At 67.1% G+C, this 22213-nt stretch carries 21 protein-coding genes; 15 read left to right on the top strand and 6 right to left on the bottom strand.

All coding sequences use genetic code 11. The features are described 5' to 3' along the window. Positions 1-2: 2 nt before the first annotated feature. From FB478_RS10270 to FB478_RS10240, 7 genes are all read left to right on the top strand, one after another. Positions 3-1334: an RIP metalloprotease gene (locus FB478_RS10270; RefSeq protein WP_144600360.1), complete on the top strand. Its 1332-nt coding sequence runs from the start codon at positions 3-5 to the stop codon at positions 1332-1334. A 77-nt stretch (positions 1335-1411) separates the two neighbouring features. Further along, the gene (locus FB478_RS10265) at positions 1412-2116 is read left to right on the top strand and encodes a MarR family transcriptional regulator (RefSeq protein WP_144600358.1); all 705 of its coding nucleotides are present in this window, start codon (positions 1412-1414) and stop codon (positions 2114-2116) included. 63 nt (positions 2117-2179) lie between these two features. Continuing rightward, a complete protein-coding gene (locus FB478_RS10260; RefSeq protein WP_144600356.1) occupies positions 2180-2803 on the top strand; it encodes a hypothetical protein in 624 nt (207 codons plus the stop codon). Positions 2804-2976: 173 nt separating this feature from the next. Then, positions 2977-3270 carry a YciI family protein gene (locus FB478_RS10255; RefSeq protein ID WP_018771944.1) on the top strand — a complete coding sequence of 98 codons (294 nt, stop codon included), beginning with the start codon at positions 2977-2979 and terminating at the stop codon, positions 3268-3270. A 35-nt stretch (positions 3271-3305) separates the two neighbouring features. After that, a complete protein-coding gene (gene ispG, locus FB478_RS10250) occupies positions 3306-4472 on the top strand; it encodes a flavodoxin-dependent (E)-4-hydroxy-3-methylbut-2-enyl-diphosphate synthase (protein ID WP_018771945.1) in 1167 nt (388 codons plus the stop codon). Then, positions 4435-5325: a GNAT family N-acetyltransferase gene (locus FB478_RS10245; RefSeq protein WP_056389905.1), complete on the top strand. Its 891-nt coding sequence runs from the start codon at positions 4435-4437 to the stop codon at positions 5323-5325. The genes ispG and FB478_RS10245 overlap by 38 nt, the downstream gene beginning before the upstream one ends. 248 nt (positions 5326-5573) lie before the next feature. Beyond that, positions 5574-6140: a hypothetical protein gene (locus FB478_RS10240; protein WP_082581695.1), complete on the top strand. Its 567-nt coding sequence runs from the start codon at positions 5574-5576 to the stop codon at positions 6138-6140. A gap of 33 nt (positions 6141-6173) precedes the next feature. On the opposite strand, the gene FB478_RS10235 is transcribed toward FB478_RS10240, so the two are convergent. From FB478_RS10235 to FB478_RS10225, 3 genes are all read right to left on the bottom strand, one after another. Then, positions 6174-6716 carry a TetR family transcriptional regulator gene (locus FB478_RS10235; RefSeq protein ID WP_377204786.1) on the bottom strand — a complete coding sequence of 181 codons (543 nt, stop codon included), beginning with the start codon at positions 6714-6716 and terminating at the stop codon, positions 6174-6176. A 92-nt stretch (positions 6717-6808) separates the two neighbouring features. Next, positions 6809-7564, bottom strand: coding sequence for an ABC transporter permease (locus FB478_RS10230; RefSeq protein WP_056389897.1), 756 nt, complete (start codon positions 7562-7564; stop codon positions 6809-6811). Beyond that, positions 7564-8397 (bottom strand): ABC transporter ATP-binding protein, encoded by an 834-nt coding sequence (locus FB478_RS10225; RefSeq protein ID WP_056389894.1) that lies wholly within the window; start codon positions 8395-8397, stop codon positions 7564-7566. The genes FB478_RS10230 and FB478_RS10225 overlap by 1 nt, the downstream gene beginning before the upstream one ends. A gap of 399 nt (positions 8398-8796) precedes the next feature. On the opposite strand from FB478_RS10225, the gene FB478_RS10220 reads away from it, so the two are divergent. The 3 genes from FB478_RS10220 to FB478_RS10210 are packed head-to-tail and all read left to right on the top strand — an operon-like array spanning position 8797 to position 12847. Continuing rightward, positions 8797-10608 carry a proline--tRNA ligase gene (locus FB478_RS10220; protein WP_134164466.1) on the top strand — a complete coding sequence of 604 codons (1812 nt, stop codon included), beginning with the start codon at positions 8797-8799 and terminating at the stop codon, positions 10606-10608. Beyond that, on the top strand, positions 10605-11399 hold the full coding sequence (locus tag FB478_RS10215) for a TSUP family transporter (protein ID WP_056389888.1): 795 nt from the start codon (positions 10605-10607) through the stop codon (positions 11397-11399). The genes FB478_RS10220 and FB478_RS10215 overlap by 4 nt, the downstream gene beginning before the upstream one ends. A gap of 56 nt (positions 11400-11455) precedes the next feature. Continuing rightward, the gene (locus FB478_RS10210) at positions 11456-12847 is read left to right on the top strand and encodes a pyridoxal-dependent decarboxylase (RefSeq protein ID WP_144600355.1); all 1392 of its coding nucleotides are present in this window, start codon (positions 11456-11458) and stop codon (positions 12845-12847) included. Between the two features lie 57 nt (positions 12848-12904). Here FB478_RS10210 and FB478_RS10205 read toward each other — a convergent pair whose 3' ends face one another. From FB478_RS10205 to FB478_RS10195, 3 genes are all read right to left on the bottom strand, one after another. Next, positions 12905-13945: an aminoglycoside phosphotransferase family protein gene (locus FB478_RS10205; RefSeq protein WP_056389958.1), complete on the bottom strand. Its 1041-nt coding sequence runs from the start codon at positions 13943-13945 to the stop codon at positions 12905-12907. A 67-nt stretch (positions 13946-14012) separates the two neighbouring features. Continuing rightward, positions 14013-14780, bottom strand: a complete 768-nt coding sequence (locus tag FB478_RS10200; protein ID WP_018771956.1) for a VIT family protein — start codon at positions 14778-14780, stop codon at positions 14013-14015. 99 nt (positions 14781-14879) lie between these two features. After that, complete coding sequence (locus tag FB478_RS10195; protein WP_235509760.1) at positions 14880-16097, bottom strand: DUF4439 domain-containing protein; 1218 nt, start codon at positions 16095-16097, stop codon at positions 14880-14882. A gap of 104 nt (positions 16098-16201) precedes the next feature. Between FB478_RS10195 and rimP the strand changes: the two genes are divergently transcribed. The 5 genes from rimP to rbfA all read left to right on the top strand — a co-directional run bounded on the left by rimP (position 16202) and on the right by rbfA (position 22202). Beyond that, the gene (rimP, locus tag FB478_RS10190; protein WP_056389881.1) at positions 16202-16813 is read left to right on the top strand and encodes a ribosome maturation factor RimP; all 612 of its coding nucleotides are present in this window, start codon (positions 16202-16204) and stop codon (positions 16811-16813) included. Continuing rightward, on the top strand, positions 16813-17793 hold the full coding sequence (gene nusA / locus FB478_RS10185; protein ID WP_018771959.1) for a transcription termination factor NusA: 981 nt from the start codon (positions 16813-16815) through the stop codon (positions 17791-17793). The genes rimP and nusA overlap by 1 nt, the downstream gene beginning before the upstream one ends. A gap of 164 nt (positions 17794-17957) precedes the next feature. Then, positions 17958-18320 (top strand): YlxR family protein, encoded by a 363-nt coding sequence (locus FB478_RS10180; RefSeq protein WP_166673076.1) that lies wholly within the window; start codon positions 17958-17960, stop codon positions 18318-18320. 152 nt (positions 18321-18472) lie between these two features. Beyond that, complete coding sequence (infB, locus tag FB478_RS10175; protein ID WP_056389874.1) at positions 18473-21388, top strand: translation initiation factor IF-2; 2916 nt, start codon at positions 18473-18475, stop codon at positions 21386-21388. A gap of 304 nt (positions 21389-21692) precedes the next feature. Then, positions 21693-22202 (top strand): 30S ribosome-binding factor RbfA, encoded by a 510-nt coding sequence (gene rbfA, locus FB478_RS10170; RefSeq protein ID WP_018771961.1) that lies wholly within the window; start codon positions 21693-21695, stop codon positions 22200-22202. Positions 22203-22213 lie beyond the last annotated feature (11 nt).

Below are 22213 nucleotides of genomic sequence, written 5' to 3'. Positions count from 1 at the left end.
CCATGACCCCTGTCCTACTTTTCATCCTCGGCGTCGTCTTCGTCGCCCTGGGTATTGCCGTGTCCATCGCGCTCCACGAGGTGGGGCACCTGGTGCCGGCCAAGCTCTTCAAAGTCCGCGTGACAAAGTACATGATCGGCTTCGGGCCAACGCTGTGGTCCCGCCGGAGGGGCGAAACCGAGTACGGCGTGAAGGCCGTTCCGCTGGGCGGCTACGTCTCCATGATCGGCATGTACCCGCCGAACAAGGACGACGGCTCGGTCCGCCCCTCCAGCACGGGCATGTTCCAGACACTTGCCACCGAGGCCCGCTCCATGGCCCACGAGGAAGTGGGGCCGGGCGACGAACACCGGGTCTTCTACCGCCTGCCGGTCTGGAAAAAAGTGATTGTGATGCTGGGCGGCCCGGCCATGAACATGATCCTTGGCGTGCTGCTCACCGCCGTGCTGCTGATGGGCTTCGGCATTGCCAGCGCCACCACGACCATTTCGGACGTCTCCAAATGCCAGGTGGCCGCGGGCCAAACCGTCGATCCCGACTCTGCGGACTGCCGGCTGACGCCCGCCGCGGCGGCCGGGTTGAAGCCAAACGACACGATTACTTCCTTCGACGGCAAACCCGTCACCAGCTGGGAGCAGTTGACTGAGTGGATCCGCGCCTCTGCCGGCAGGGAAGTAGCCATCACCGTGCAGCGGGACGGCAATCCCGTGTCCACCACAGTGACCCCCGTCCTGTCGGCGCGGCCCGTGATGGGAAGCGACGGACGGCAGGCCACCGATGCTGCCGGCAACCTCCAGTACCAGGACGTCGGATTCCTCGGCATCGGTGCGCAAACGGCGTTGGTGGCCCAGCCGGCGTCGTCCGTCCTGCCCATGGCGGGGGAGAACATCCGCCAGGTGGCCGGCGTTGTCTTCAATCTGCCGGCCCGTGTGGTGGGAGTGGCGAAGGCAGCCTTCAGCGAGGAGCCCCGCGACCCCAACGGCCCCATCAGCGTGGTGGGCGTCGGCAGGGTGGCGGGCGAGGTGGCGGCCATGGAGGCCGTACCGCTGCAGTCCCGGGTGGCTACGCTTGTTGGCCTGCTGGCCGGACTGAACTTTGCGCTTGCCGTGTTCAACCTGATTCCGCTCCTGCCGCTCGACGGCGGCCATGTTGCCGGGGCCCTGTATGAGGGCATTCGGCGCCGGGTGGCAAAGCTCCGCGGACGGCCGGATCCCGGAGCGTTCGACATCGCCAAGCTGCTTCCCGTCACGTACGTGGTTGCAGCGCTGCTGATGGGGATGAGCGCGCTGCTGATTTACGCAGACATCGTCAAGCCCGTCAATCTCTTCGGATAGTCATTCAGTTTCGGCTGACTCCGAAAAATCAGCCAAATGCGATTGATCATACAGGATCAACCGCCTATGGTTGATGAATGTTCGTCATGACCATCGACCAACGCGGAAGCACCGGCGACCAGGACCGGGTTCCGTCCTTCCTTGCACAGGTTGCCCGCCTCGAACTCCCGGGGCCGGCGCACCCGGTGTTCGAACGTTCCGTCGGGGACGAGGTGCAGGGGGTGGTGCGGGAGGCTTCCGCCGTGGTGGAGATAGCACTGCACGCGCTCCGCGAAGGGCGCTGGTACGTGGGCATCGGCGTCGGCAGCGTTTCGCTGCCGCCGGATGCCAGTCCGCGGGAAGGGACCGGGACTGCTTTTGTTGCCGCCCGCAGGGCGGTTGAACACGCCAAAAGCGCCGGTTCCCAGGTTCCGTTGTCGGTGGTGCCCGGCATCATGGCGGGGGAGGCCGGCAGGGGCGTTCCTGCGGGGGAGGGGGTCCAGGCGTGTGCCAACGCGGAAGCAGTGCTCCGGTTGCTCGGCCGGCTTGTCCAGGACCGCACGGAAGCCCAGTGGCGGGTGGTGGATGCCCTGAGCCGCCTGGGTGCTGGTGGCCAGGGCCCGGGCCGGCATGGAAGCCAGAAGCGAGTGGCCCGTGAACTTGGAATCTCGGAGCAATCGGTGAGCCGAACCGTGCTTCGGTCCGGCTGGCAGGAAGAATGGGCAGCCAGGCCGGCAGCCTCCATGCTTCTTGGTTACGCCGACTCGCAGATTACCCAGGCACTCAACGACGGCCAGGCATAGGAGTGTCCAGCATCTGAAGGAGCCGGACGGCCGGATCGAAGACAACCCCAATGAAGGAGACAGGTGACCGCACTTTGGGTGGCAGTGGCGCTGGTGGTGGCTGGCTTTGCCGGCTGGCCGGTCACTGCGCTGGTGTTCAAGCTGGCCCGGACCATCGACGACAAAGCCGATGCTGCCAAGGCCGCGGAGGAAGCCCGCAGGACGGAACAGGACCCCTCTGCCGACGTCACTGTGGACGATCCTTCCCCCATCGCCAGCCGCGGGGAACCGGGCAGGGCCACATCCCCGGACCCGGACGCGGTCACTGCTCCGGACGCGGTCACGGCCCCTGATGGGCCGGTTGATGCTGCCGGCAGGCCGGCCGGCCAGGCAGTGGACGGTGAGCTGACCACCCCTGCCGCCGGGCCGGCGTCGGGCGGGCCGGCTGCCGGACCCGCGCTGCCCAGCCAACGCATCCTGCGCGGCGGCGCCATCATCGGCGTGCTGGAGCGGCTGGGGGTGTGCCTCGCCATCCTCACCGGCCAACCCGTGGCCATCGCCTACATCGTCGCCATCAAGGGCCTGGGCAGGTTCGCCGAACTGAAGGAGACGCCGGTGGCCGCCGAGCGCTTCATCATCGGGACCCTCACCTCCATGCTCTGGGCGGCCGGGACCGCGGCCGCTGTGAAGGTCCTCTTCCTGCAGTGAAACTCCCGCACCGGCAGTGAGACTCCCGCCTGGCAGTGAAACTCCCGCCTGGCAGTGAAACTCCTGCACTGGCAGTGAAACTCCTGCTCCGGCGGGCCTGCTCCGGTGCGGGGCACTTTTGCTCCAGGGGGAACGGTACGGTACCAAGCCGGCCATGGCGATAGGGTAGCGGTATGACAGTTTTTGCCGTTGAGTACGTTTATGCCGCCAACTCCACCGACACCCGCAACGAGGTCCGGCCCGCACACCGGGAATGGACCGGCGGCCTGGCGCAGGACGGCGTCATCGTGGCCAGCGGCCCCTACGGTGACGGCGCGGGCGCCCTGCTGATCTTCAAGGCAACCGATGAAGGCGCCCTCAACTCGATCCTTAAGCAGGATCCTTTCGCCGCGGCCGGAGTGGTCGCCGGAACCCGCATCACCGAATGGTCTCCGGTAACCGGCATGCTGGCCGGGATCGCCGCGTAGCCGCCTTTTCACCCCTTTCAACTCAAGGAGTCCACGTGACCTCGGTCAGCCTGGGAATGCCGTCAGCACCACCGCCCGTCCTTGCCCCCCGCCGCAAGACGCGCCAGATCAAAGTCGGCTCGGTAGGCGTGGGATCTGATTTCCCCATCAGCGTGCAGTCGATGACCACCACGCCCACCACGGACATCAACGCCACGCTGCAGCAGATCGCCGAACTCACGGCGTCCGGCTGCGACATTGTCCGCGTCGCCTGCCCGTCCGCCGACGATGCCGAGGCGCTGCCCATCATCGCCCGGAAGTCCCAGATCCCGGTCATCGCGGACATCCACTTCCAGCCCAAGTACGTCTTTGCGGCCATCGAAGCAGGCTGCGCAGCCGTGCGCGTGAATCCTGGAAACATCCGCAAGTTCGATGACCAGGTCAAGGAGATTGCCGCCGCCGCCAAGGACCACGGCACCTCCATCCGCATCGGCGTCAATGCCGGGTCCCTGGAGCCGGGCATCCTCAAGAAGTACGGCAAGGCCACCCCCGAAGCGCTGGTTGAATCAGCCGTCTGGGAAGCCTCCCTTTTCGAGGAGCACGGCTTCCACGACTTCAAGATTTCCGTGAAGCACAACGACCCCGTGATCATGGTGGCAGCCTACGAAATGCTCGCCGAAAAGGGTGACTGGCCCCTGCACCTTGGCGTCACGGAGGCTGGTCCAGCGTTCCAGGGCACCATCAAGTCCGCAACGGCCTTCGGCGCGCTCCTTTCCCGGGGGATCGGTGACACCATCCGCGTGTCCCTCTCCGCGCCCCCGGTGGAGGAAATCAAGGTGGGCAACCAGATCCTCCAATCGCTGAACCTGCGGCCCCGCAAGCTGGAAATCGTGTCCTGTCCTTCCTGCGGCCGTGCCCAGGTTGACGTGTACACTCTGGCTGAACAGGTCACCGCCGGGCTCGAAGGGATGGAAATTCCCCTCCGCGTGGCGGTCATGGGCTGCGTCGTGAACGGCCCCGGCGAAGCGCGCGAGGCTGACCTTGGCGTGGCTTCGGGCAACGGCAAGGGCCAGATCTTCGTTAAGGGCGAGGTCATCAAGACTGTTCCCGAGAGCGCAATTGTTGAGACACTGATCGAAGAGGCTATGCGTATCGCGGAAGAGATGGGGGAGGCCGATGGCGAAGATGCTGTCAAGGGTAGCCCCGTGGTTAGCGTCTCGTAGGGAGACTCCAGACCCTGCGGGGCTTTCTGTCCGCACGCTTGATGGCCAGGACACTCCCGCGCTGAAACTGCTGGCCCAGCAGGACCCTGTGGCCAACGTGTTCATCCTGGCCCACCTGCGGGCCACGGGGACTGCGGCGCCCACCAGCGGGGGCGCCGGTGTGATCGGGGTTTTCGACGACGGCATCCTGACGGGTGCCTGCTGGGCCGGAGCCAACCTGGTTCCGGTCCAGCTTGATCCCGCCCTGGCCCCCCTTGTAGCGGACGCCGCAAACAGTTCCGGCCGCCGGTATGCGTCTGCCTTTGGGCCGGCCCCCGCAGTGCTGGCACTCAACGCCGAGCTCGCTGTGCTGGGCCACCGTGCACACGAGGTCAGGGCTGACCAGCCGCTGATGATCATCGACGGACCGCCCCTTGTCCAGCCCAACCGCGGCCTGGACCAAGGGAACCTCGCCGACTTCGACCGCATCCTTCCCGCCTGCGCCGCCATGTTCGAGGAAGAGGTGGGGTACTCGCCCTACCTCGGCGGCAGGGAATTCTACAGCCGCCGCGTGGAGGGCCTCATCAGGCAGGGACATTCCCTGGTCCACCTCAACAACGCCCGTGAGGTGGTGTTCAAAGCCGAGCTCGGGGCAGTCACCGACGACGTCACCCAGGTCCAGGGCGTCTGGATGAATCCGATCTTCCGCGGCCGGGGGCTGAGCGCGGGCTACATGTCGGCAGTGGTGGAAAAGGCCCGGCAGATCGCCCCCGTGACCAGCCTCTACGTGAACGGCTTCAACACCCGGGCGCGGTCCACCTACGAACGTGTGGGGTTCCGCCAGGTGGGGACGTTCGCTACAGTTCTTTTCTAGCCGGGCAGCGGTCCGCGTTCATTTGAATATTGGGGGAAAAATTGAAGACGTCCGTGCTGGGAACTTTCGGGGCATCGGCCCTTCTGGCCATAGCGGTTTCGGCATGTGGCGGTCCGGCCGCCCCGCAGTCAGCGGACTCTTCACCGGCCACGGTTGCAGCCCCTCAAACACCGACCGCGTCGCCAACCCCGACGCCGACGCCCACCCCGACACCAACGCCAACAGCCACGGGTTACACCAGTGACCAGTTGGCTGCCATCGTGGGGCAGGTCCGGGATGCTGCCGACCGCAGGCTTTCCGTCCTGCCGAAGGCCGACATCGCTGCGGCGATCGAGCAAACCAAGGCCATGATCTCCTCCGTCGACGTCCAGCCGGCGGAGTGCAAGGAACTCGCTGCGGCGGGCACGGTGCCGTCCGTGGAGGATGCAACCATGGCGATAGGCATGAGTACTGACACCGCCACCGGCGCGGTCACGGCCCTGTCGCTGGTGGCCGGCCTGGATAAAGGCGTCCTGGCCCAGGTTACGGACCCGTCCGAGCAGCTGGCGAAGTGCTCCTCCATGACCATGACGGTGTCAGGCATGGACGTTGCCGTCACCATTACTCCGGTAACGGGTGTCACCGGGCTGCCGGGCGCGGTCGCCTACCGCACGGACAGTGCGTTGCCTGATGGCCGCACGCAGTCCATGGTCAGGGCGCAGGTGGTCCACCGCGGCGTACTGATCGCCTCGGTGGCGTCCGGCGGCGAGACCGAGGCAGACGCGGTCCGTCGGGCAGGTGCGCTCCTGGACTCGGCTGCCGCCCTGGTCAAGTAGAACCCGGCCTCCGGGACACGTCCGTCGACCTCCTCAGGACAGGGGCCCGGTGAGGTACCGCTGGACAGCCGGCGCGACCAGCCGCACCACGTCCTCGGGGGCTGCGGACGCGAGCGGCTCCAGCCGGACCACGTAGCGCACCATCATCAGGCCCACCACCTGGGTGGCCACCAGGCTTCCGCGCAGCGCCACCTCTTCAGGCGTCCCGGGAACAGCTGCCATGATCCTGGTGATCACCCTGCGGGTCACCGTTTCCCGCAGGAGTGCCGTTTTGGCCTTGGACCCGATCGTCCCGCGAAGGAAGGCCAGCAGGCCGGCCTGCGCGGGGCTCTCCCACAGGCGGAGCACCGTGCGGACGATCAGTTCCGCCCGCTGGGCGGGGTCCGAGTCCGCCATGCCCGCCAGCACCTGTTCCGGGTCGGCCGGCAGCTCCACGCTGAGGGCAAAGAGTTCATCCTTGCCCATGAAGAAGTGGTGGACCATTCCCGGATCCACCCCTGCGGCGCGGGCCACCTGCCGCAGGCTGGTTCCCTCGAAGCCGTGCTCGGCGAAGAGCTTCCGGGCAGCGTCGAGGATGTGCTCCCGGGACTCCGTGGCGCCGCCCCGGCGGCCCCTGCGGACCGGAAACGCATCAGGGCCCTCCGGGCCGGTTGAAGGACGGGACAGCTTCACGGAGTCCGCCGCCGCAGCGTGAAGGCGGCGAGGACCAGGACACCAAAGGAGATGGCCGCCATGGTGCCCGCGTCCTGCCACAGCCGCCCGGTCGCCTCCGCGTGGGACGCCACCTCCTGGAGGGCATCCACGGAAAAAGTCAGGGGCAGCACATTGGAGATCGCTTCCAGCACATCATTCATCCGGTCGCGCGCCACGAACAGCCCACACAACAGGATCTGCGGCACCACCACCACTGGCATGAACTGGACCGCCTGGAACTCGGTCCTGGCGAACGCCGAACAGAACAGGCCAAGGGCCACCCCCAGGACGGCGTTGATCACAGCGATCAGCACCACGTAACCCGGTGCCCCCGCGATGTCGAGCCCGAAAATCCAGTACGCCACAGCCGTGGCCACCAGGGACTGCAGGGCGGCCATCAGGGAAAAGGCCACACCGTAGCCGAACAGCAGGTCGGCCTTGTGGACGGGCGTCGTCAGCAGCCGCTCCAGGGTTCCGGAGGTGCGCTCCCGAAGCATGGTGATCGAGGTGACCAGGAACATCACCACGAACGGAAAAATGGCCAGCATCATCAGGCCAACGCGGTCGAACGTGCGTGGCGCGCCTGGCGGGACTGACTCATTTTCGTAGAGGAAGTACACCGCCGTGAGCAGCAGTGCCGGGACCACCAGGATCATGGCGATGCTGCGGTGGTCATGGCGGAGCTGGCTGAGCACCCTGCGTGCCGTCGCGAGCATCATCCGGACGTCCATCACCGCACGCTCCTGCCCTGTTGCATCCTTGCCCCTTCGCCGCTCCTGCCGGCATGGCGCTTCGGCGGGATCCCGGCGTCGTAATTTTCCTGCTCCCTGATGATGGCCAGGAAGGCCTGCTCCAGGTTGGCGCTGTGCCCCTGCCTGGCCAGCTCCTCCGGCGTGAGCTGGGCCAAAAGCCGCCCCTCGCGCAACAGCAGCAGCGTTTCGCAGCGGCTTGCCTCCTCCATGACGTGGCTGGATATGAGGAGTGTTGTTCCTGACTCCGCCATGGCCCGGAAACGGTCCCAAAGGTCCGCGCGCAGCACGGGATCCAGGCCCACCGTGGGCTCATCCAGTACCAGCAGCCGTGGCTTCGCCACCAGGGCGCAGGCCAGGGATACCCGGTTGACCTGGCCGCCGGACAGGTCGGCCGTCTTGCGGCGGAACAGGGCGCCAAGTCCGACGGCGTCAATCGCCTCCGCCACGTCGGCTTTGCCTTTCCGGTGCATGGCGCCGAAATAGCGCACGTTCGCTTCGACCGTGAGGTCGGGGTAGATGCTGGGTGACTGGGTAACGTAGCCCACCTGCCGCCGCAGGGACGGGCTTCCGGCGGGCAGCCCCAGCACCTCGAGGGTTCCGGCGGCAATGCGCTGCGCTCCCACGATGGTCCGCATCAGGGTGGTCTTGCCGCTCCCGGAGGGCCCCAGCAGGCCGGTGATCCGTCCCGCCGGGATGGTGAAGTCCACACTGTGGAGCACGGCTTGCCGCCGCAGTTTGACAGAGAGCGACGCGGCCACGACCGCACCGGCCGCGCCACCGCGGTCCAACGTAGTGGATGCTGCATGGGACATTGTTGCCTCCGGGCGCGTCCGCAGGTGGCGCCGCACAACGGCTAATTCATCACCTGATGAATTAAAGCTAGGCCTGGCCCTGACAGCCGTCAACAGGTTCATAAAGTAAAAACACTTGTCAAACGTGTGCGCGATCACATAGGTTCAACCTAGCTGCGCTGGAAGTGGGGTGGGCGGTCTCACCAGTCCTCACCAGTACTTAGGCGATAACGGCGTTGGGCCACGCCCGGATGCGATGACCAGCCTCATTGGGGGGCCAGGGGCTTTGTATTGCCGGGCGTGGCCCTACTGTGTCCGGGGTCCGCAGTCCGTGCCGCTTGTTGAGTGCCGGTAGATTAGTACCCAGACGAATTGTCCGGCCCTGCTGACCCAGCACTTCCCCAGAAACGGATACCACCCGTGGTCATACGACTGTCCCAGCTTTTCCTGCGCACGCTGCGCGAAGACCCCGTCGATGCCGAGGTTGCCAGCCACAAACTCCTGGTCCGCGCCGGCTACATCCGCCGGGCGGCCCCCGGCATCTACACCTGGCTTCCGCTGGGGCTGAGCGTGCTGCGCAAGGTCGAGGAAATCATCCGTGAGGAAATGGCTGCCATCGGCGCCCAGGAAGTCCACTTCCCGGCCCTGCTGCCCCGCGAGCCGTACGAGGCCACCAACCGCTGGACCGAATACGGTGAAGGCCTGTTCCGGCTCCAGGACCGCAAGGGTGCGGACTACCTGTTGGCCCCCACCCATGAGGAGATGTTCACGCTCCTGGTCAAGGACCTGTACTCGTCGTACAAGGACCTCCCGTTGAGCCTGTACCAGATCCAGAACAAGTACCGTGACGAGGCACGCCCGCGGGCAGGGCTCCTCCGCGGCCGTGAGTTCATCATGAAGGACTCCTACTCCTTCGACGTCGACGACGCCGGCCTGGACGCCAGCTACGCAGCCCACCGGGGCGCCTACCTGAAGATCTTCGAGCGCCTGGGCCTCGAGGTGGTTCCGGTGGCAGCCACCGCCGGTGCCATGGGCGGGTCCAAGAGCGAGGAATTCCTGTTCCCCACCGAGATCGGCGAGGATACCTTCGTCCGCTCGGCCGGCGGTTATGCAGCCAACGTGGAAGCCGTCACCACCGTGGTCCCCGACGATATCGACTTCAGCAACGCCCCGGCCGCAGAGGTCCTGGACACCCCGGACACCCCCACCATCGAGACGCTGGTTGCCGCGGCGAACCAGATTGCCCCGCGCGAAGAGGCCGACGGCGGCGCCTGGACTGCGGCGGACACGCTCAAGAACGTGGTCCTCGCCGTCACGCTGCCCACCGGTGAGCGGCAGCTGGTGGTCATCGGCGTCCCCGGCGACCGCGCCGTGGACCTCAAGCGCGTGGAGGCGAACATTGGCGCCTTCCTGCCGATCGCGGGCGAGATCGGACTCGAGCAGGCCGGCGAGGAGGACCTCAAGAAGCAGCCGCTGATCGTCAAGGGCTACCTGGGCCCCGGACTTTCGCTGGACCAGCCGCTCCTCGGATCCGACAGTGCCACCAAGCTGCTGTACCTGGTGGACCCGCGCGTGGTCAGCGGAACAACGTGGATTACCGGCGCCAACGAGGCGGGCAAGCACGTCTTCGGCCTGGTGGCCGGACGCGACTTCGGCTGGGACGGCGTCATTGAGTGCACCGAAGTACGCGCGGGCGACCCCTCACCCGATGGCTCGGGCCCCCTGGAGACCGCCCGCGGCATTGAGATGGGCCACATCTTCCAGCTCGGCCGCAAGTACGCCGAAGCCCTGGACCTCAAGGTGCTGGACCAGAACGGCAAGCAGGTGGTGGTCACCATGGGCTCCTACGGCGTTGGCGTGACCCGCGCCGTTGCCGCTTTGGCCGAGGCCAACCACGATGACCGCGGACTCGTCTGGCCCCGCACCGTAGCCCCGGCCGACGTGCATGTGGTGGCAGTGGGTCGTGGCGAGGAGGTCTTCCAGGCTGCCGAAAAGCTTTCGGCAGAGCTTGAGGACGCCGGCCTGTCCGTCATCTACGACGACCGCCCCAAGGTTTCGCCGGGCGTGAAGTTTGGCGACGCTGAGCTGGTTGGTGTGCCCACCATCCTGGCCGTGGGCCGCGGCCTGGTGGACGGCGTGGTGGAAATCAAGGACCGCCGCAGCGGGGAAGCCGAGAACATCGAGGTGGACAAGGCCGTGGACTACGTGGTTAACGCCGTTCGAAACCAGTGATTTCCGGCTTCGAATCGATCCAGCCCGCCACCATCATCCTGATCGTGGTGGCTGGATTCGCAGCCGGGTGGGTTGACGCGGTGGTGGGCGGCGGGGGGCTTATCCAGCTTCCCGCGCTGCTCCTGGTGCCCGGGATCGCACCCGTCCAGGCGCTGGCCACCAACAAGATGGGCTCCATCTTCGGAACCGCCACCAGCGCCGCCACCTACTACCGGCGGGTGGGCCCGGACCTCCGGACCGCCATCCCCATGGCAGTGATAGCCCTGGCGGGCAGTTTCGGCGGGGCGAGCCTTGCTGCCACCCTGCCGGCCGGGGTATTCAAGCCCATCATCGTGGTGGCGCTGGTCGCCGTCGCGCTGTTTACCGCCCTGAAACCCGGGGTCGGTGAGCTGACAGCGCTGCGCCACGACGGCCACAAGCATTACGTCGTTGCCTGCCTCATCGGGGCAGTGATCGGCTTTTACGACGGCCTCATTGGCCCGGGGACGGGATCCTTCCTGGTCATCGCCCTGGTATCCGCCATGGGTTACGCGTTCCTCGAGGCCAGCGCCAAGGCCAAGATCGTGAACATGGCCACCAACGCCGGCGCACTGCTGTTCTTCCTGCCGCACGGATCCATCCTGTGGGGCATCGGCCTGCTGCTCGGGGGAGCCAACATGGCCGGCGGCTACCTTGGCGCACGCACCGCAGTGCAGCAGGGGAGCAAGTTTGTCCGCATTGTCTTCCTGGTGGTTGTTGCGGCCCTGATCATCAAGCTCGGCTACGACGTCTGGCAGGAAAACTTCGCCTGACCGGTCCCTAAAAACTGCTCCTCGTGGCGTGGACCGGCCCGGCGTAGCATGCAGGTATGGCACACGGCGATGACGGGTGCACCCCGGCACTGGCGGCCGCAGCGGGGCATGCGCAGGCCTGGCTGGACAGCCTTTCCCACCGCCCCGTGGGACCCAGCCTGCACGCCTCCGAGCTCGCCGCAGTGTTTGGCGGGCCCCTGCCGCCGGCGGGCATGCCCGCCGATGAGGTAGTCAATTTCCTGGCCAACGCAGCGGGGCCGGGGCTCATGGCCATGCCCTCGGGCCGGTTCTTCGGCTGGGTTATCGGCGGGACACTGCCCGCGGCCCTGGCGTCGGACTGGCTGGTCAGTGCCTGGGACCAGAACGCCGGGCTCCGCTATGCAACCCCGGCCACCGCGGCGATTGAGGAAGCCGCCGGGCAGTGGGTCCTGGAGTTGCTGGGCCTGCCTTCGACTGCCGACGTCGGATTCGTCACGGGCGCCACCATGGCAAATTTCACCGGGATGGCGGCCGCCCGCTGGCGGTTGCTCGCCGATGCGGGCTGGGACCTGGACCGGGACGGACTCTTCGGCGCACCCCGGATCCGCTGCTTCGTGGGACGGGAACGGCACGACACCGTGGACCTTGGCCTGCGCTACCTGGGCCTGGGACAGCCAGCGCAGGTCCCCGCCGACGGGCAGGGCCGCCTGGTCCCCGCAGCACTGGACGCCGCCCTTGCCGCCGGCACCGGCCCCGCCCTGGTGTGCCTCCAGGCAGGCAACCTGCACTCCGGCGCCTTCGACCCCTTCACCGAGGCCATCGCCGTTGCCCGCAAACATGGCGCCTGGGTGCACGTTGATGGCGCCTTCGGGCTGTGGGCCGCGGCCGCGCCGGAACTGCGGCACCTCATGCGCGGCTGTGAGGAAGCGGACTCGTGGGGGACGGATGCCCACAAAACCCTGAATGTGCCGTACGACTGCGGCATTGCCATCGTCAGGGACCCGTCAGCCCTGCGGGCCGCCATGGGCCTGCACGCCAGCTATCTCGTCCACGATGCGGAAGGCCCGGGCGACCCGTTCGAGAAGGTCCCGGAACTGTCCCGGCGGGCCCGCGGAGTGCCGGTATGGGCGGCCCTGAAAAGCCTGGGCCGGGACGGCGTGGCAGCCCAGGTGGGCGGACTGGCCTCTGCTGCCACCGCAATCGCCGAAGGCATGGCGGCTTTGGACGGCGTGGAGGTGCTCAACGACGTCGGCTACACCCAGGTGTGCCTGGCTTTTGGCGACGACGACACCACCCGCGCAGTCACAGCCCGCATCATCGAGGAGGGAAGGGTGTGGATGTCCGGCTCACGGTGGCGGGACCGCGACATCCTTCGGGTTTCGGTGAGCAACTGGCATACGTCGGACGACGAGGTGGCCATAGCCGTGGATGCTGTCCGCTCAGCCCTGGCTGCTGTTCGGAACTCCTGACGGTTTTTCGATCGTTCTTCACCGGACGGTGCGGCCCTCTCGGGGTGCGGAGTGCCCTTAGCCGCCCTGGCCGGGTTCCGGCAGCGCATGGGGATGCGGGAGGCCTTCCAAGGTGTTTCCGGCAAGGGTGCTGGCAACCCAGAGGGACCGGGCCAGGTCGCCAGGATGGCGGTGCGACGCGTACCAAAGGGCATTGTCCACCTCCCTGGCGATACCCCATTGCCGGGCTACATCGGGGTCAAGTCCGGCGGCCGTGCTGAAGTCGTTGCAGCGGCTGAGCAGCGCCGGCCCGGCCTGGACTGCCGGCAGGTCTCCAAGGCGGTTCCACAGCAGCGGCGCCACCGCGAACTCCGGCTCGCCGATCATCGGCTGGGGGTCGATCGCCGCGTAACCTGCCGGTGCCGGCGGCCCGTCCGTGCCCGGGCGCGCCAGGATGTTCAGGAAATGGAGGTCGGTGTGGACCAGCAGATCGTGCGCGGACCGGCGTCCCACCGCGCCGCGCGTCTGGCACACCTCCAGGGCTGCCTCCAACAGCCACCTGGGAAACGGCCGGCCCAGCTGCTCCCAGTCCGCTGGAAGGTCGTCACTCCACTGTTCCGCCCTGGCCGCGATGTGACCGAATTCCCGCCACTCAGGGCGGTGGTCAGGGACAATCCCCAGCTGCCGCACCAGCCCGCCCCACACCTGCGCGGCGTCCTCCATCGCCAGGTCCGCCAGCGTCCTGCCGGCGTCGAGGCGTTCCAGGAGCATGGCGCAAGACCCTGCATCAGAGGCCAGCAGCGCAACTGCGCCCCGGCCGTCCCAAAGCGCAAGGGCATGCCGCTCCACCGTTGCCTCGTCGTGGGGAAAAGCGATCTTGAGCGCTGCCGGGGAGCCATCGTGCCGGCGCACCGGCACCACCAAGCCGCCGTGGCCGTTCCACGGCAGGGTCGCAGGCGGCAGGTCAACCGCCAGTTGCCACTGCTCCAAGCGGTCCCGCAGCAGGACCGGAAGGCTGACAAGCCATCCCCTTCCCTCGCTGCTGCGGGCGTAGCGGGCCGAAAGGCCGGGCGGAATGGGGACCGCCGCCGCGGAGCCGCTCACCATGGGGTTGGTCATCCCGTTGTCAGGAATCATGGGATCGGGAATCACGGCGTCAGGAATCACAGCGTCAGGCACCGCGGGGTCAGACAACACCGGAGGCCCCGAGCAGGTTGCCGATCAGGAATGTTGCAGCGAGCGCCAAGGCACCGCCCACCACCACGCGGACGGCGGCGCGTGTTTTTGAACCGCCGCCGATCCAGGCGCCAACTGCCCCCGTCAAGGCCAAAGCCAGCAGGACCGAAATAAAAGTCAGCAGGACCCGGATCTCCGGCGGTGGAAGCAGGATGGCCAGCATGGGCAGGATGGCCCCGACGGTGAACGCGATGGCGGAAGCGAAAGCCGCATGCCAGGGGCTGACGATGTCCGCCTCATCAATGTTGAGCTCGGCGGACAGGTGCGCGGCCAGCACATCGTGGGCGGTAAGCTCCCGGGCAACCTTGGCCGCTGTTTCAGGCGTGAGACCCTTGGCCTGGTAGATGGCGGTCAGCTCGGCCAGTTCCGCTTCCGGTTCTTCCGCCAGCTCGCGGCGTTCCTTCTCGATCAGGGCCCGCTGGCTGTCGCTTTGGCTGCTGACCGACACATATTCGCCCAAGGCCATCGACACTGCACCGCCCACCACTCCGGCGACGCCTGCCGTGAGGATGGGTCCTATCTCGGCGGTGGCCCCGGCCACGCCCACCACAATGGCAGCGACGGAGACAATGCCGTCATTGGCGCCCAGGACGCCAGCCCTGAGCCAGTTCAGCCGGTGCGCAATATCGTTGCCGTGTGGTTCGGTCTCGAGGTGGCTGTTGAGCCCGGGGCTCGCTGCCGTCCCTCCCGGGTCGTCGGCCGGTTGGTCCGCGTTCATCCCATCAGCAAACCACCCATGCCCGCCCATCGCCACCCTGTAGGCGGCTTTCTTCGGGCACGCGACAGAACGAAACGGGCACGCTGAGACCGCACGGGTTCAGGATGCGGTTGGCGACGTCGTGGGGCCGGCGCTGGCAGGAAGCCTGGCACCGGCAGGGAGGGCGGGCAGTTGGTCGACGTCCAGGGCCAGGCCGGGAACAGGTCCGGGGTCTGCGCCCCACCGCATGGCCCGTCCGGCGGCAGACTGCAGCGCTGACATTGCCCACTGCCGGTTCTGGCCCTGGGATACCGCCACGACGTCGCCGTAGGCCGCCAGCGTGGCCGCCTCAAGCTTGCCCAAACCGGCGGCCGGTGCTGCCAGGAAGCCAGGATCAAGGACGTACCCGGGCTGTTGCGGCACGGGCGCGCCGCAGGCAGACAGCAGGCGTTCCTCCGCGGCCGCGGCCTGTTCCTTATGCCGGACCAGGAATTCCGACGCCGGTCCCTCCTCCGCGGGCGCCAGCCGGGGGAGTGCCGCCTGGTAGCCGTAGGTGGCCTGGTGCTCCGCGGTGATGGCAGCGGCCAGTGCCTGGCGTATCCCCGCAGCAGTGCCGGGCCCGGTGGTCTCCGGGACGGTGGCCGGCGCCGAAGGCGAGGGGCAGGGCGCTGGGGTTCTCGCTGCCCCGGAAGTCTGTCCCTCAGTTACTCCCGTACCCTCTGTTCCTGACTGTCCCTGCGTTCCTGCGTGTCCCTGCGGCGCGGGCATCCCCGTTGCGGCAGCAAGACGCCCGGCCGCGAGGAGCTGTGCCGTGCCGGTGCCCGCCAGAAGCCGCGCCATGCCGCCGTCGGCCGTTTCCGCGTCCTTGACGCGCGCGGCGCCGCTGTCAGCCAGGGCCTGGACAAATTCGGCGGCAGTTGGGAGGCCGGCACTGGGAAGATTGGCACTGGGAAGATCGGCACTGGGAAGATTGGCAACGGGATGATCGCCACTGGGGAGGCCGGAAGTGGAAGGTGGTGGGGGCGACGCCGGCGCGGACTCCAGGGCAGGGCCCAGCAGTGCCCTTGCCTGGATGGTCAGCAAGGTCACAACCGGCTCCAGCACGGTGGCGTCCGCGGCACCGGCGGAGGCGAGCTGCATTCCCGCAGTACGCAGGTCCACTGCCTTGCTGAACGCCGCCGCCCGGGCCCGCTCCGAGAAGGAAGGCTGGGCAGGTGCGGGCTTTTCCGCGGGAACCAGGGCAAAACCAAGGCTCAGGACAACCAGCGCGGCAAGGGCGAAGACGGCAAAACGGAGCGGGCGCATGCGGGGGCTGGGGTCCTGGGGGCGGTCTTTCACAACAGACCATGGTGTCACGCTGAAGGGGAACCCGGGTGCACCAATGGCCGGTAAAATAGCTACGCTAGTAAAACCACATCATCTATAGGGAGGCGGCCGGCATCGTGAGCAATGCAGAAGCCACGGCTTCACCAGACCATACCGGTACGGGAAGCGGATCCGCGCCGGCCCACAACCCCGAAGCTGCCCGGCTCCGGGCCCTCCTGGAACCCGCAGTACAGGCCAACCGCCTGTACCTGGAGGATGTCGCCATCATCCCCGGCTCGCACCGGGTGGTCCACGTCGTGGTGGACCTGCCGCAGGAGGAAAGCGGTGGCGTCAGCCTTGACGTCATTGCGGACATCTCCAAAGTGCTCTCGGATGTACTGGACAACGATCCCAACGACGACGGCCGTCCGTACGACCTCGAAGTGTCCTCGCCCGGCGTGGGGCGCCCCCTGACGGAACCCCGCCACTGGCACCGGGCCCGCGGCCGGATGGTCAAGGTGAACGTGATCCAGGGCGACAACATCACCGGCCGCATCCAGTCCGTGGACGATGGGGGAGTCACCCTGGTCCCGGAGGTCGCCGTCAAGAAGGGCATGAAGCCCCGGCAGGGCGAACCCGTAAAACTTCCTTTCGACAGGATCCGCAACGGAAAAGTCGAGATCGAATTCAGCCACCTCCCCGAGGACGGTCTGGAACCTGAACACAATGGACCTTCTGAGGAGGCCTGATGGATATTGACATGAGCGCACTGAGACTTTTGGAGCGTGAGCGTGAAATCCCGCTGGACCTCCTGATCCCCACCATCGAGCAGGCGCTCCTGGTGGCCTACCACAAGTCTCCCGGCGCCTTCGAGAAAGCGCGCGCCGAGCTGGACCGCAAGAGCGGCCACGTCACAATTTGGGCCGTGGAGATTGACGACGACGGCGCCCCCATCGGTGAATTCGAGCACACCCCGGAAGGGTTCGGCCGAATCGCCGCCAGCACTGCGCGCCAGATCATCCTGCAGCGCCTCCGCGATGTCGAGGACGATAACGTCCTGGGCGAATTCAAGGGCCGCGAAGGCGAACTGGTGTCCGGTACCATCCAGCAGGGCAACAACCCGCACATGATCCAGGTAAACCTCGGCTCCATCGAAGCCCTGCTGCCGCCGCCCGAGCAGGTTCCCGGTGAGAAGTACATCCACGGCAACCGCCTCCGCGCGTTGGTCATCGACGTGCACCGCGGGACCAAGGGTCCGTCGGTCACGCTGTCCCGGTCCCACCCGGGCCTGGTCCGCAAGCTCTTCGAACTCGAAGTACCCGAGATCGCCGACCACTCCGTGGAAATCGTTGCCCTGGCCCGCGAAGCCGGCCACCGCACCAAGATCGCCGTCAAGGCGAACACCCCGGGGATCAACGCCAAGGGTGCCTGCATCGGCGAGATGGGCTCACGCGTCCGCGCGGTCATGACCGAGTTGAACGATGAAAAGATCGACATCGTTGACTTCAGCGAGAACCCGGCCACCTTCATCGCCAGCGCACTCTCGCCGTCGCGCGTGAATTCCGTCACCATCACGGACGAAGCCACGCGCTCCGCCCGGGTTGTCGTTCCCGACTACCAGCTGTCGCTGGCCATCGGCAAGGAAGGCCAGAACGCCCGGCTGGCGGCGAAGCTGACCGGCTGGCGCATCGACATCGTCTCCGACGCCGCGGTTTCCCGCGACAAGTAACGTCCAGGCACCGGTGGCTGGCGCGACGCGGCAGCCACCCGGTTTCTGGCAGAACGGCCCGAAGGGGCTAGAATAGATAGGACCGCGCCTAACGGCCGGTAGCCGTGTGCCTTGGGCGTGCTCGTTTCCGTAACTGCGGAACCGGTAAACCTTCGGCCAGCAGAATGAACGTCAGGACGATGACCGTGGCAGAAGTGCTTTCCACCGGAAGTCAACCTGAACGTACCTGCATCGGGTGCCGGAAGAAAGGCCCGCGGTCGCAGTTGCTCCGGCTCGTCGCCGAAGGCAGCGGGTCAACCGCTGTCCTGGTGGATGAACGACGCCGGATGTCTGGCCGGGGTGCATGGCTGCACCCCAGCCAATCGTGCCTGGCTCTGGCGATCAAGCGGCGAGCATTCGGACGTGCCCTTCCGGGCGCAACCGGAACAGCCGCCGTCGAACACTGGATCATGTCAGGTCCGAACGTTGACGCCGCCCCGGTGGCTGCAACACCAACCGTCCAACCTGAAAGCGGGTCAGAAATCTGATGGAAACCCGATGAGTTCCCAGCGATGAGTGCGTAACGATGACAGCTTTGTTGCGCTCTGCAATGGGCCCCTTCGCATCAACAGCGGCTGGGGTCCGCAGTAAGAAGTAGACGGTTCGTGCCTGGCTCGGTGCGGACCGAGACAGGAGAAATGTGGCCAAGGTCCGCGTACATGAGCTCGCCAAAGAGCTCGGTATAACTTCCAAAGATGCAGTGACAAAACTGCAGGAACTGGGCGAATTCGTTCGCTCCGCCTCGTCAACCATTGAGGCCCCCGTTGTGCGGAAACTGCGCAACGCCTTCCCCGACGCCGCTGCCAAGTCAGCGGCCCCGGCCGCAGCGCCCGCCGCTGCACCCAAGGCACCTGCCCCCGTGGCAGAATCACGCCCTTCAGCACCGGCTCCCGGCCCCGCTGCGCCCAAGGCTCCGGCCCCCAAGGCACAGGCACCGGCTCCCGCTGCCCCCACCGCACCTGCACAGGCAGAAGCGCCGGCTGCGCCGGCCGCCACGCCTGCCGCCCCCGCGGCTCCGTCCTCGAGTGCTCCGTCCACCGGCGCCAAGCCCGGTGCACGCCCGGCACCCAAGGCCGAAACCCCGGCTCCCTCCACCCGTCCGGGTGGATCCACGCCGGGCGGGTCCGGCCCGCGTCCCGGCGGTCCCCGTCCGGGCAACAACCCCTTCGCCACCTCGCAGGGCATGCCCCGCGGCCGCGGCGGAGACGGTGAACGCGCCCCCCGTCCGGGCAACAACCCCTTCGCCACTTCGCAGGGTATGCCCCGCCCCGGTGGCAGCCGTACCGACGGCGACCGCCCCGGTGGTCCCCGTCCCGCAGCAGGTGCAGGCGGACCTCGTCCGGGTGGGCCGCGTCCCGCAGCGGGTGCCGGTGGCCCCCGTCCTGCAGCAGGCGCAGGCGGACCCCGTCCGGGCGCTCCCCGTCCCGGCGGTCCCCGTCCTACTCCCGGCATGATGCCCAACCGCACTGAGCGTCCCGCACCCGCAGGTGCCGGCCGTCCGGGCGGCGGCGGCCGCGGTCCCGGACGGCCTGGTGGCGCTCCCGGTACCGGTGGTCCCGGTGCCGGCGGCGGTGCTCCCGCCGGCGGTGGCTTCGGCAAGGGCGGCCGCGGCCGCGGCGGCACCCAGGGTGCCTTCGGCAAGGGCGGCGCAGGCCGTGGCAAGCAGCGCAAGTCGAAGCGTGCAAAGCGCCAGGAACTTGAGCAGATGAGTGCCCCGTCGCTGGGTGGCGTGAGCGTACCCCGCGGCGACGGCAACACCGTCATCCGGCTCCGCCGTGGATCGTCCATCACGGACTTTGCCGACAAGATCGAGGCAAACCCCGCCGCCCTGGTGACGGTGCTGTTCCACCTTGGTGAAATGGCCACCGCCACCCAGTCGCTGGACGAGGACACCTTCGCCCTGCTCGGCGAGGAACTGGGCTACAAGCTCCAGGTCGTTTCCCCTGAGGACGAGGAGCGCGAGCTGCTCTCCAGCTTCGACATCGACTTTGATGCCGAACTCGAAGCCGAAGGCGACGAGGAACTGGAAGCACGTCCCCCGGTTGTCACCGTCATGGGCCACGTCGACCACGGTAAGACCCGGCTGCTCGATGCCATCCGCAAGTCCGACGTCATGGCGGGCGAGCACGGCGGCATCACCCAGCACATCGGTGCCTACCAGGTCACGCACAACCACGACGGCAACGACCGCAAGATCACGTTCATCGATACCCCGGGCCACGAGGCGTTCACCGCCATGCGTGCCCGTGGTGCGAAGGTCACCGACATCGCCATCCTGGTGGTCGCAGCGGACGACGGCGTGATGCCGCAGACCGTTGAAGCCCTCAACCACGCCCAGGCGGCCAACGTGCCGATCGTCGTGGCAGTGAACAAGATCGACAAGGAAGGCGCCAACCCGGAGAAGGTCCGCGGCCAGCTGACCGAGTACGGCCTGGTTCCCGAGGAATACGGTGGCGACACCATGTTCGTGGAGGTCTCTGCCCGCCAGAACCTCAACATCGACGAGCTGCTCGAGGCGGTCCTGCTCACCGCGGACGCTGCCCTGGACATGCGCGCCAACCCGAACAAGGACGCCCGCGGCATCGCGATCGAAGCCAACCTGGATAAGGGCCGCGGTGCTGTTGCAACCGTCCTGGTCCAGTCCGGTACCTTGCGCGTCGGCGACACCATCGTGGCAGGCACGGCCCACGGCCGCGTCCGTGCGATGTTCGACGACGACGGCAGCGCCCTGACCGAGGCCGGTCCGTCCCGCCCTGTCCAGGTGCTGGGTCTGTCCAACGTGCCGCGCGCCGGCGACACCTTCTTCGTGACTGCTGACGAGCGCACTGCCCGCCAGATCGCCGAGAAGCGTGAAGCAGCCGACCGCAACGCCGCCCTGGCCAAGCGCCGCAAGCGCATCAGCCTGGAAGACTTCGACCAGGCCGTCGCCGAAGGCAAGATCGACACCCTCAACCTCATCCTCAAGGGTGACGTGTCCGGTGCCGTGGAAGCCCTCGAAGACGCGCTGCTCAAGATCGACGTCGGCGAAGGCGTGCAGCTGCGCGTCATCCACCGCGGTGTGGGTGCCATCACCCAGAACGACGTCAACCTGGCAACGGTCGACTCCGCCGTCATCATCGGCTTCAACGTCAAGCCCGCCGAGCGGGTTGCCGAACTGGCAGACCGTGAAGGCGTGGACATGCGCTTCTACTCCGTCATCTACGCAGCAATCGATGACATCGAGGCAGCGCTCAAGGGCATGCTCAAGCCGGAATACGAAGAAGTCCAGCTCGGCACCGCCGAGGTCCGCGAAGTCTTCCGCTCCTCCAAGTTCGGAAACATCGCCGGCTCGATCGTCCGCTCGGGCATCATCCGACGCAACGCCAAGGCACGCGTCAGCCGCGACGGCAAGATCATCGGTGACAACCTCACCGTTGAGTCGCTCAAGCGCTTCAAGGACGACGCCACCGAGGTCCGCACGGACTTCGAATGTGGTATCGGCCTTGGGTCGTACAACGACATCACCGAAGGCGACATCATCGAGACCTTCGAGATGCGCGAGAAGCCGCGCGTCTAACTCTTGTTAGTCCGTGGCCGGGGCCGTTGGATTTTTCCGGCGGCCCCGCCCCTTCGCTGGGCGGCTTGGGATCTTCGATCCCGCGCCGCCCAGCTTCGGCAGCGGAAATGGCCTTCCCAACACTCGCAAGCTCGCGTCGGGACCCTCGGCTATTTCCTTAGAAGCCACTCCCGGGCCGCCGGAAAAAATCCAACGGGTGCGTCATCGGCTCGCTTGGGTGCGTGGCATCCAGACCCTGGGCGCGTTGGCTGACGTTTGCGCCGCCGTCGTACGTCCCAAATTTTTCTTCTTTTAGGAGTTGTTCATGGCTGATCCGGCACGTGCTGCCAAATTGGCGCAGCGGATTAAGGTTGTTGTTGCTGAGGCCCTGGGCCGGAAGGTCAAGGATCCCCGGCTTGAGGGCATTACCGTTACCGATGCCCGCGTGACCAATGATCTGCAGCATGCCACCGTCTACTACACCGTCTTCGGGGACCAGGCTGTCCAGGCCGACGCTGCCAAGGGCCTTGAGAAGGCCAAGGGTGTGCTCCGGCAGGAGGTGGGCCGGAACATCACCGTCCGGCTGACCCCCACCCTCGAGTTCGTGGCCGACCAGATTCCGGTCAACGCCTCCAACCTGGAGGAACTGCTCCGGGAGGCCAAGAAGCGGGATGCCGAGGTTGCCGCCCTTGCCGCCAACGCCCGGCACGCCGGCGACGCGGATCCGTACAAGTCCGACGCGGTCGCCGACGTTGACATCGACGAGGACGACTTCGACGAAGAGGACCTGGACCTCAGCGACGACGAAGACCTCGACGAGGACGCCAACAAGTAGGCAGCGGACTT

Origin of the sequence: Arthrobacter sp. AG367, assembly GCF_007828995.1 — a bacterium.
GTDB lineage: Bacteria > Actinomycetota > Actinomycetes > Actinomycetales > Micrococcaceae > Arthrobacter.
The sequence above is the reverse complement of the archived record's forward strand: the minus strand, read 5'-3'. Positions and strand labels throughout refer to the sequence as shown.

Bases quoted from the DNA above. Each gene is read 5' to 3' on its own strand.
- FB478_RS10210 (WP_144600355.1), top strand. From the start codon at position 11,456: ATGGCACACGGCGATGACGGGTGCACCCCGGCACTGGCGGCCGCAGCG.
- FB478_RS10270 (WP_144600360.1), top strand. From the start codon at position 3: ATGACCCCTGTCCTACTTTTCATCCTCGGCGTCGTCTTCGTCGCCCTG.
- FB478_RS10255 (WP_018771944.1), top strand. From the start codon at position 2,977: ATGACAGTTTTTGCCGTTGAGTACGTTTATGCCGCCAACTCCACCGAC.
- FB478_RS10225 (WP_056389894.1), bottom strand. From the start codon at position 8,397: ATGTCCCATGCAGCATCCACTACGTTGGACCGCGGTGGCGCGGCCGGT.
- FB478_RS10265 (WP_144600358.1), top strand. From the start codon at position 1,412: ATGTTCGTCATGACCATCGACCAACGCGGAAGCACCGGCGACCAGGAC.
- FB478_RS10180 (WP_166673076.1), top strand. From the start codon at position 17,958: ATGAACGTCAGGACGATGACCGTGGCAGAAGTGCTTTCCACCGGAAGT.
- FB478_RS10200 (WP_018771956.1), bottom strand. From the start codon at position 14,780: ATGAACGCGGACCAACCGGCCGACGACCCGGGAGGGACGGCAGCGAGC.
- nusA (WP_018771959.1), top strand. From the start codon at position 16,813: ATGGATATTGACATGAGCGCACTGAGACTTTTGGAGCGTGAGCGTGAA.
- FB478_RS10205 (WP_056389958.1), bottom strand. From the start codon at position 13,945: ATGACCAACCCCATGGTGAGCGGCTCCGCGGCGGCGGTCCCCATTCCG.
- FB478_RS10245 (WP_056389905.1), top strand. From the start codon at position 4,435: ATGCTGTCAAGGGTAGCCCCGTGGTTAGCGTCTCGTAGGGAGACTCCA.
- FB478_RS10230 (WP_056389897.1), bottom strand. From the start codon at position 7,564: ATGGACGTCCGGATGATGCTCGCGACGGCACGCAGGGTGCTCAGCCAG.
- rbfA (WP_018771961.1), top strand. From the start codon at position 21,693: ATGGCTGATCCGGCACGTGCTGCCAAATTGGCGCAGCGGATTAAGGTT.